General features: G+C 64.4%; 3 protein-coding genes. All 3 read right to left on the reverse strand.

The genetic code is table 11. From position 1 onward, the window contains the following. Positions 1-71: 71 nt before the first annotated feature. From recD to recC, 3 genes are read right to left on the reverse strand one after another with little or no spacing between them, the layout of a single operon-like run. Positions 72-2,147: an exodeoxyribonuclease V subunit alpha gene (gene recD / locus ACF8MI_RS23360; RefSeq protein WP_060500012.1), complete on the reverse strand. Its 2,076-nt coding sequence runs from the start codon at positions 2,145-2,147 to the stop codon at positions 72-74. Continuing rightward, on the reverse strand, positions 2,144-5,818 hold the full coding sequence (gene recB / locus ACF8MI_RS23365) for an exodeoxyribonuclease V subunit beta (protein WP_200928802.1): 3,675 nt from the start codon (positions 5,816-5,818) through the stop codon (positions 2,144-2,146). Before recB ends, recD begins: the two co-directional genes overlap by 4 nt. After that, a complete protein-coding gene (gene recC, locus ACF8MI_RS23370) occupies positions 5,815-9,294 on the reverse strand; it encodes an exodeoxyribonuclease V subunit gamma (RefSeq protein ID WP_164525088.1) in 3,480 nt (1,159 codons plus the stop codon). The genes recB and recC overlap by 4 nt, the downstream gene beginning before the upstream one ends. Positions 9,295-9,393 lie beyond the last annotated feature (99 nt).

The raw sequence follows: 9,393 nt of genomic DNA on the forward strand, positions 1-9,393 counted from the left end.
AACGGCGCAACGATAGCACATGGCCGCTTCCTTGTATGGAAGAGCGGCCAGGTGCATCAGGTTGCATGCCCCTAGACCTGCTCCAGCATCAACCCGGAAATACGCCGTACCTTGCGCGCCACCGCTTCTTCGAAAATGCCCTGGCGTGGCTCGACCAGGCTGAAGCAGTGCTTGGCGCGGGTGATGCCGGTATACACCAGTTCCTTGGTCAGCACCGGGTTGAGCGCATCCGGCAAAACCAGTGCGGTGTGGCTGAACTCCGAGCCTTGGGACTTGTGCACGGTCATGGCGAACACCGTTTCCACTTCGTTAAGCCGGCTCGGCAGGACGAAGCGCACCCCGCCACTGCCATCGTTACGCGGGAAGGCCACGCGCAGCAGCGGCTCGCCTTGCTCATCCGGCAAGCGCAGGGCGATGCCGATGTCACCGTTCATCAGGCCCAGGCCGTAGTCATTGCGGGTCACCAGCACCGGGCGCCCTTCGTACCAGGGCTGCTGGCTGTCGATCAGCCCGGCATTGTGCAGCACCCGCGCCACCCGCTCGTTGAGGCCTTCGACACCCCAGGCGCCGCGACGTACCGCGCAGAGCAACTGGAAGGCCTCGAAGCTGTGCAGCACCTTGCCCGCCCACTGCTCCCATGCCGGGTCGTCAAATGCGGTTTCGAGTGCCGGCCTGTAGCGGCCAAGGGTGCGCAGGTAGCTGCGATAGCCTTGCGGGCCTTCGGCACCACGGTTCAGGCCGTCGAGCAGCAGGCGGTCAAAAGCACGGTCTTGCTCGTGCTTGAGCGCCAGGCTGTGCACGTCGTCCGGTGGCGTGGACAGCAGGTTGCGTGCCGCGTAGGCGTCCTGGCGATTGACCAGCCTGGCCAGTTGACCAATCCCGCTGCCTTCGCCGAAGCGTCGTGAAAAACGCAGCATTACCACCTGCTGGGCAAGCGGGTTGCGCTGCTCATCACCAGCCTTGAGCCCGCTGCCGGCCAGCGACTCGCCGCTGACCTGTTCCAGCCAAGCGGTAGTTGCCGGCGAGTAATAGCCCTCCTCGGCATCCCGGCACAAATCCCCCAGCACCGCGCCGGCCTCGACAGAGGCCAACTGGTCCTTGTCCCCCAGCAGCACCAAGCGTGCCCGTGGCGGTAAGGCATCGAGCAGGTTGGCCATCATTTCCAGGTCGATCATCGACGCCTCGTCGACCACCAGCACATCCAGCGGCAACGGGTTGCCAGCATGGTGGCGGAAGTGCCGCGAGCCTGGGCGGCTGCCGAGCAGCCGGTGTACGGTGCTGACATCAGTGGGAATTTGCCCGCGGACTTCGGCGCTGACTTGCAGCCGCTCGACTTGCTGGCCAATGGATTCGGTCAGGCGCGCAGCAGCCTTGCCGGTCGGCGCTGCCAGGCGTATGCGCAGCGGCCTGCCCAGCTCTACCGCCGGCCCCTGCAGCAAGGCCAGCAGGCGTACGACGGTCGTGGTTTTACCCGTGCCGGGGCCGCCCGTGATGATGCTGAAACCGGCACGGGTGGCCAGCGCACACGCCAGCTTCTGCCAGTCCACCTGGCCTGCTGGCGCACCGCCCGCGAACAGCTGCGACAGGCGATCTGACAGGTCGGTCAGCGGCGATTCGGCCTGGGTCAGGCGCTGGCGCAGGGTATGGTCGATACGCCGCTCGTAGCGCCAGTAACGGCGCAGGTACAGGCGCTCGCCGCTGAGCACCAGCGGCCGCGCTTGCTGGCCTGGGTTATCGCCGAGTGCCACCAGCGAGCTGGCGGCAATGCGCTGTCGCCAGGCATTCAAGTCGAGGTTGGCCAGCAGCTGCGAGGGTAACAGCAGAGGGCCAGTCAAGGCGTCACCCTCCGGTGGCAGCGACAGCGCAAAGTCGGGCTCGGCCAGGGTTTGCTGCAAGTCGAGGCACACGTGGCCATGGCCCAGTTGGTGGCTGGCCAACGCTGCCGCCAGCAACAGCAAGGGGTCACTGCCAGGGGCGCGCTCTTCAAGGAACGACACGAATGCCCGGTCCAGGGCACGCAGCCATCCCCGCTCCACCCAGCGGTCGAGCAGTTGCAGCAGGTCACCACTGTCATGCTGAGGTGCCAGCGCCAACAGGTGCTCGGCGTGCAATGGCGTGGGCAAAAGGTCGACTAGGCTTCGGCTCATGGCGCGACTCCGGCTAACAGGTCCTGCTGTGCGGGCGCGCGCTCGCCACGGAACAGCGCATCCAAGCGCTCAATCAGCTCACGCGGTGGCTTGGCGTGGTACACGCCGTGGCCGCTGCTGCTGGCGCCTCGCAGGAAGATGAACAGGGCGCCACCGACATGGCGGTCGTAATCGTAATCGGGGAGACGTGCGCGCAGCTGGCGGTGCAGGGCCAGCAGGTACAGCACGTACTGCAGGTCATAGCGGTGCTCGATGATGGACTTTTCCATGGCCATTGTGTCGTAGGCCTGGATGTCCAGGCCCAGCCAGTTGGACTTGTAGTCGGTCACGTAGTACCGCCCATCCAGCTCGAACGCCAGGTCGATAAAGCCTTTGAACATCCCGTTGAGCACGGTCGGCTGCGCTGCCGGGCGTGACAGGCCAGGGTGGGTGTGGCGAGCGACCAGGCGATCGAGTTGTTCGGCGTCGACCTGGTGGCTGGCGAACCAGAACTCCATTTCGATCTGGTAATGGCGCAACTGACCGAGCGTTACGCTCAAGTCGTTGCCCGGCAACGGCAGCGGCTCGCTCAACAAGCGTTGCAGCCACTGGGTGAGCGTGGGAATCCAGCCGGTCCAGTCTCGGCGGTTGCATCGCTGGCCAACGGTTCGCTCGATCAGCTGTGAGTTGCCGGTGACCTGGCTGAAGCCCTCGCGCCCAGCCCATTCCAGCAGGCCATGGAGGAAGGTGCCCGGGTTCGGCCCCCGTGGAAAGCGGTGGATATCGCCGCTCTCGGGCGGGACCTCGCGCAACACCTGGGCATCGAGCACCTCGTCATCCAGCAATTGCTGGGCCTGCGAGCTGTCGGCGCCGAGGGTCTGGTCGCCGACGCGCAGGGCGCTGTACGACGCGATCCACCAATGCTCGGCTGCTGCGCGGCGAGGCTTGCGTGCGGGCAGCAGCTCACGCTCGGCATGCGGCATGCGATACACCTGCTCATCCGCCTGCGGCAGACCTGGGCAGGTGATATGCGGGGACGTCGCTGCCAGCGCCTGCAACCAGTCCGTCAACTGCGTCGATCCGGCCAGAGCAAGGCCGCCCCCCAGCAGGTAGCCAAATGCCGAGCGGTGCAGCTGCGAGCGCTTCTGGTTGCCACGTTTGAGGTCGGCCACACCCAGCCAGCAAGCATGCTGTGCACGGGTCAGGGCTACGTAGAGCAGGCGCAGGTCTTCGGCCAGGCGCTCGTCATCGGCGCGCTCGATCTGCTCCTGGTTCGGCGTGAGTGTGAGGTGGGCATTACCGTCGCTGTCATGCCAGGCTAACGGCAGTCGGGTGCCGTCGACAGGCTTGCTGGTGCAGATGAACGGCAGATAGACCAAGGGATATTCCAGCCCCTTGGACTTGTGGATCGTTACGACCTTGACCAGCTGTTCGTCGCTCTCCAGGCGCAGGATCTGTTCTTCACCGGCCTGGCCGGAACTGGCCAGGTGCTCGGCCAGGTGGCGGATCAACGCCTGCTCACCGTCCAGCTCACCTGCAGCCTGCTGCAACAGCTCGGCCAGGTGAAGCAGGTTGGTCAACACCCGTTCGCCATCACTGCGGCGAATCAGCGTGCGCGGCAGGTGGAAGTCGTGCAGCAGGTGGCGCAACATCGGTAGCACCCCTTGGCGCTGCCAGGTGTCGCGGTAAAGGCGAAAACGCATGACCCAGCCTTCCCAGACCCGCTCGTCCTGGTTCAGCCGGTCCAGTTCGGCCAGCGACAGGCCCAGTGTGAGGCTGGCCAGTGCGGCCTTGAGCAGGCGTTCCGAGTCTGGCTCGGCGCAGGCCTTGAGCCAGGCCAGCAGGTCGTGGGCTTCCTGGGCGGCAAACACCGAATCCTTGTCGGACAGGTACACGCTGCGCACATCACGCGCGGCCAGCTCGGCGCGGACTATCTGTGCTTCATGGCCATCACGCACCAGGATGGCGATGTCCGAAGGCAGGCAGGGGCGCAATTCGCCCTCGGCATTCTGGAAGCCCGCCGTGCCCTGCTGGCCACCGTTGAGCAAGGCGACGATATGGCTGGCGCAGCTGGCGGCCAGTTGCTGGCGGTAGACGCTGCTGGAAACCGGCTCTTCGCTTTCCAGCTGCCAGCACTGCAGGGCTGCGCTGGCCTCACCGTCGATCAATAGCTGTTCGCTACGGCCCTTGGCATGCACCTCGACGAACGGCAACGGGTTGTCATCAGCTTCGCGGAACAGGAATGCACCCCGCCCCGTTTCACGCGCTTCGGCCTGCAGGAACACCTGGTTGACCGCCGCGACCATGGCTTTGCTGGAGCGGTAGTTGGTGTCCAGGCTGTGCAGGCGGCCACTGGTGGCGCGCCGCGCAGCAAGGTAGGTGTAAATGTCGGCACCCCGGAAGGCGTAAATCGCCTGCTTGGGGTCACCGATCATGAACAGGCCGGTTTGCGCACGGTTTTCGCTGATCTGGTAAATGCGCTCGAAAATCCCGTACTGCACCGGGTCGGTGTCTTGGAATTCGTCGATCAGCGCGACAGGAAACTGCTCGCGAATCAGGCTGGCCAAGCGCTCACCGGCCTCGCTGGCCAGGGCGTGCTGCAGGCGCACGAGCATGTCGTCGAAGCCCATTTCCGCACGGCGGCGCTTTTCCACTTCGAATCGCGTCGATACCCAGCCGGCAGCATGCTCAAGCAACGGCGCATCTGGGTTGTCCAAGGCCTGCAATTGCTGTTGCAGCGTCTGCATGGCGTCGAGGGCCGGGTGCTCGGGCGGTTCGCCCTTCCAGGCTTCAGCCATGCCCGCCGGGGTGAGGCGGGTGAAGCCGGTACCCAGGTCGAGCTCCACCTGTTGCTCATCGGCTGCCCAGGCGCAAAGTTTGTCGAACCAGGGTTCGAAGTAACGGGCCTGCATCTTCCGGCCGTCGACCTGCTTGGCGGCCAGTGCATCGCGGCAGATTTGGCGCAGCTCTTCGGCCCACTGCGCCCACGGCGCCTTTAGCTGGGCCAGCTGTTGGCCACGTTGCTGCAGCGACGCCTGGATCAACGCAGCGGGCTCTGGCCCGTCGTGCTGAGCGCGTATACGGCCAAACAGCGGGCGGATGCGCGGCAGCAAGGCATCGGGGCTCCCCCAATTGCTGCGGACCCAGGCCAGCGCATCACCGCGCATGCCGTAGCAGAAACGCCGCCAGTAATCGCGCATCACCTGACCCAGCAGCTCGCTGTGGTCGGTTTCCAGGGTTTGGGTGAACAAGCTGCCACTGTCGAAGGCATGCTCGCGGAGCATGCGCTGGCACCAGCCATGGATGGTCGATACCGCCGCTTCGTCCATCCACTGCACTGCGATTTCCAGGCGGCCGGCACAACGCGGCCAGGCCTCTTGTGGATAATCGTCACGCAGCTGATGCAACAACGGGTCGGCGCCTTCCAGTTCACCACGGAAAAACCGTGCAGCCTCAGCCAGGCGGGCACGAATGCGCTCGCGCAGCTCTTTGGTGGCAGCGTCGGTAAAGGTCACCACGAGGATTTGTGGTGGTAGCAGCTCGCGGTCGAAGCCCTGTTCGCCACCGTGGCCGAGGACCAGGCGCAGGTACAGCGCCGAAATGGTGAAGGTCTTGCCCGTACCGGCGCTGGCCTCGATCAGCTGGCTGCCGTGCAGGGGGAAACTCAGTGCCAAGGGACGGGCCTGGGTCATACGCCTTTCTCCGGATTGCCCAAGGTCTGCCAAGGGGCGGTGAACAACGGGCGGTACAAGGTTTCGCACCAGCCTTCGAAGGTTTCGTCAGCGGTGAGTGCGGCAAAGTCACGGAACTGGCGAGCCAGGGCAATGCTTTCACCACGCTCGCCAAAGCTGGTGCGCTCGTCGCCTTCGTAGGCGCGGGCTGCGGCGGCAAGGGCCTTGTCGGCATCGTCCTGGGCCAACCATGCAAACGCGGTTTTGGCTGCAACGGGCAGAGGCGCATTCATCCCTGCCTGACGGGCCACCAGCAAATCGCCCAACAGTTGCGTGGCCTGCTCGGGCGGCAGCGGGGCAAGCAACAGGGTCAGGTCACTGGCTACCAGCGCACTGTTATACGGGTAGCCCGCCGCACAGGCGGCCAAGTGCGTGACCCAAGGGGCAATCAGCCGGTGCCACTTGAGGTTGTTGCGCCCGGCACTGATGGTGTTGGGTACGGTGGTGATGCTGAGCAGGCTCTGGTCATTCGCCTGGAACACACGGCCCAGCCAGCCTTCGAGCCGGTGCTGGCCGTGCTCGAAATGCACCGGCAAAGCGCCCTCGACCAGCTGTGGCCAGCGTTGCAGCAACTGCTGGTGACGTTGCAGCAGGTCAGGTAGCGGTTCGATCAGCTCGTTTTGCAGTAGCTCGCCGAAGCCGGCCAGTGGCAACAAACCGCAGGCTTGCAGGCGCCGGGCCTGGGCCTGCAAGGCCTGTTCGGCGTTGCCCGGCTCGGCCAGGGCGGCGCCGAGCAAGCTCTCACTGGCACCGTAGCGTTGCAGGGTATCGAGGACAAAAGGTTCTTCGTCCGGGGTCGGCGCCTCCAATGCTTCGAAGTACACCTTCAAACGCTGGCTGAAGAAGTGCCTTACCGGGTGGCGCAGGAAGTCATTCAGCTGGGTCAGGCTCAGGGCTTCATCGTCGAGATAAGGTGGCAAGCCTGGGTCGCCCTGCCCTTGCTCCTCGCCTTGCTGGTGCAGCACCTGCCATTCGTGGGCAAAACTGAACAGCGGGCTACCCTTCTGGAAATAGCGGGAGCTGAACGGCTGCAGCGGGTGCTCCTGGGTCAGTCCGTGCAGCAGGTGCTCGCCCGGCTGCGCGGGTTGCCCTTGCTCGACGCTGGTCAACTGCCAGCCCGCAGCGATGTGATCGCGCAACTGGCCGATCAGTACCGAGGCGGGGCGCTCGCTGTTGTCGCGGATACTGCGCCCAACCCAGCTGACATACAGTTGGTCACGTGCCGACAGCAGCGCTTCGAGCAGCAGGTAACGGTCGTCTTCGCGGCGTGAGCGGTCACCGGGGCGGTAATCGCTGGCCATCAGGTCGAAGTCCAGTGGTTGCTGGGCGCGCGGGTAGTCGCCATCGTTCATGCCCAGCAGGCAGACTACGCGGAACGGGATGGCGCGCATGGGCATGAGGGTGCAGAAGTTAACCGAACCGGCGAGGAAGCGTTGCGACAGCTTGCCCTGGTCGAGGCCTGACAGCCAGGCTTCACGCACCACGGTCAGCGGCAACGGATCATTCAGCCCAACAGCCTCGCACACTTCGAGCCAGCCATCGCGCAGGTCCTGTAGCTGCATCAGCAGGAATTCGTCGTGCTCATCCTCGGCGAGGAAGAATACCTGCAGCAAGGCGTGCAGGCGCTCTCCCCACTGACTGACAGTGGCGGGCTCGGAAAATGCCTGACAAGCGACGTCGAGTGCATCGAGCAGTGCAACCAGCGGACCAATCAGTGCTGCGTCCAGGCCGCCGATTTCATCGTAGGGCTCGATGCCATCGCAGGCCTCTCCCACACCTACGGCATAGCCCAGCAGCATGCGCCGCAGGCCGAAGCGCCAACTGTTCTGTTCAAGCCCGGCGGGCAAACCCAGGCTGGCCCGCTGCTCGGCGTTGAGGCCCCAACGGATACCGGCGCCCTCGATCCAGCGGTGCAGCGTAGGCAAGTCGTTTTCGCGGATACCGAAGCGGGCACGGACTGCCGGTACGTCCAGCAGGTCGAGCACTTCGCTCACCGCGAAACGGCTATCCGGCAGTTTGAGCAAGTGTTCAAGGGCGATCAGTAAAGGCTCACGCCCGCGCTGTCCCTGATCGGTGAGGGTGAACGGGATGTAGCGCGGGTCATTGCGCTGCAACTGGCCGAACACGGCGCGGATATGCGGCGCGTAAGTGTCGATGGCTGGCAGCATGACGATTACGTCACGCGGGCGCAACGTAGGGTCGGCGCTGAAGCGGGCCAGCAGCTGGTCATGGAGAATCTCCACTTCGCGTTGCGGGCTGTGTGCAATGTGGAAGCGGATCGAGCGGTCTTTGCCTGGGTCGACTGGCGGCCACAGCTCACGGGTTTCGGCGAGCGGGCGCAGTTCAAGAATGTCGTCCTGCAACTGGTTGAGCAATGTGGTGGGCGAGCCGTCGCTGAACAGGTCGATGCGCCCATCGCTGAACGCACCCTGGTAGCTGCCTGGGTCGTCATAGCTGTCGAGCAGGTTGATGTAGTCGCGGCCCTGTTTGCCCCAGGCAGCCAACAACGGATGAGCATGCTGGTGCAGCGACTGGTCGTCCAGTTGCAGGGGCATGCCCTGTTTGCGTTGCTGGCGTTTGTACTGGTGGCGCAACAGGTCCTTGTCGGCAACAATGTCGGCCCAGTGGTGGCGGCAGGGGTTGTGCACGCACAGCAATACCTGGCTAAAGCGCGCCAGGCCTGCCAATGCTTCCAGGGCCTGTGCAGGCAACGAGGAAATGCCGAATACGATCACCCGCGATGGGAGCCCCGCAGGTGCCTGTTCCAGGTTGTTAATGCGCTCGGTGAAGCGCTGATGTACCCCGGCGCGGCTTTGAGCCATCCCCTGCTCACCAACATCCTCCAACAAGGCTCGCCACAACTCGGCTTGCCAGCGATTGCCCGGCGGCAGGGCTTTGCGCTCACCACGGGCAGTATTGAGGATATGATTGCCGGCAGCCCAGTCCTTGAGCCAGTCGGCGCGGTAGACCTGGTACTGGTCGAACAGGTCAGCCAGTCGCTCGGCGAGCTGGTAGCGCTTGCGCAGGTCGCTGTCGTCATTGAGGAAGCGCTGCAGCGGCTCGAAATGCGGGCGCTCTATCAGGGCTGGCAGCAGGCGCATCAGGCGCCAGGTCAGTGGGGCCTTGTCGAGCAGGGATACTTCGGGAATTTCGTCATGGCCCAGCACGCTACGGTACAGCTGCCACATGAAGCTGCCAGGCAATTGCACATCGATTGCGGCAGCGATGCCGCAGCCACCCAGGTCATTTTCCAGCGGGTCTTCAGCTAGGGCCAGTTTGAGCCATTGGGCGATACCATTGCTTTGGACAAGGGCGATTTCGTTTTCCAAAGGTGCCAAGGGGTAACGGCGCATCCAGCTCACCACCAGGCTGCGTAGGTCATCGAGGCGGTTGCCGTGGACGATCATGAAACCTGGGTGGAGCGTGGTAATAGCCATTGAGCATTCCCTGGAAGGCAGTTGGTTCAGATGCGGAACCATATCACGGGGCGTGGCACGGACCGTGGCACGCTTGGAGACAAATCTTTTCCTGCCCGG

The organism is Pseudomonas sp. yb_9 (assembly GCF_043103635.1).
GTDB classification, from domain to species: Bacteria; Pseudomonadota; Gammaproteobacteria; order Pseudomonadales; family Pseudomonadaceae; genus Aquipseudomonas; species Aquipseudomonas monteilii.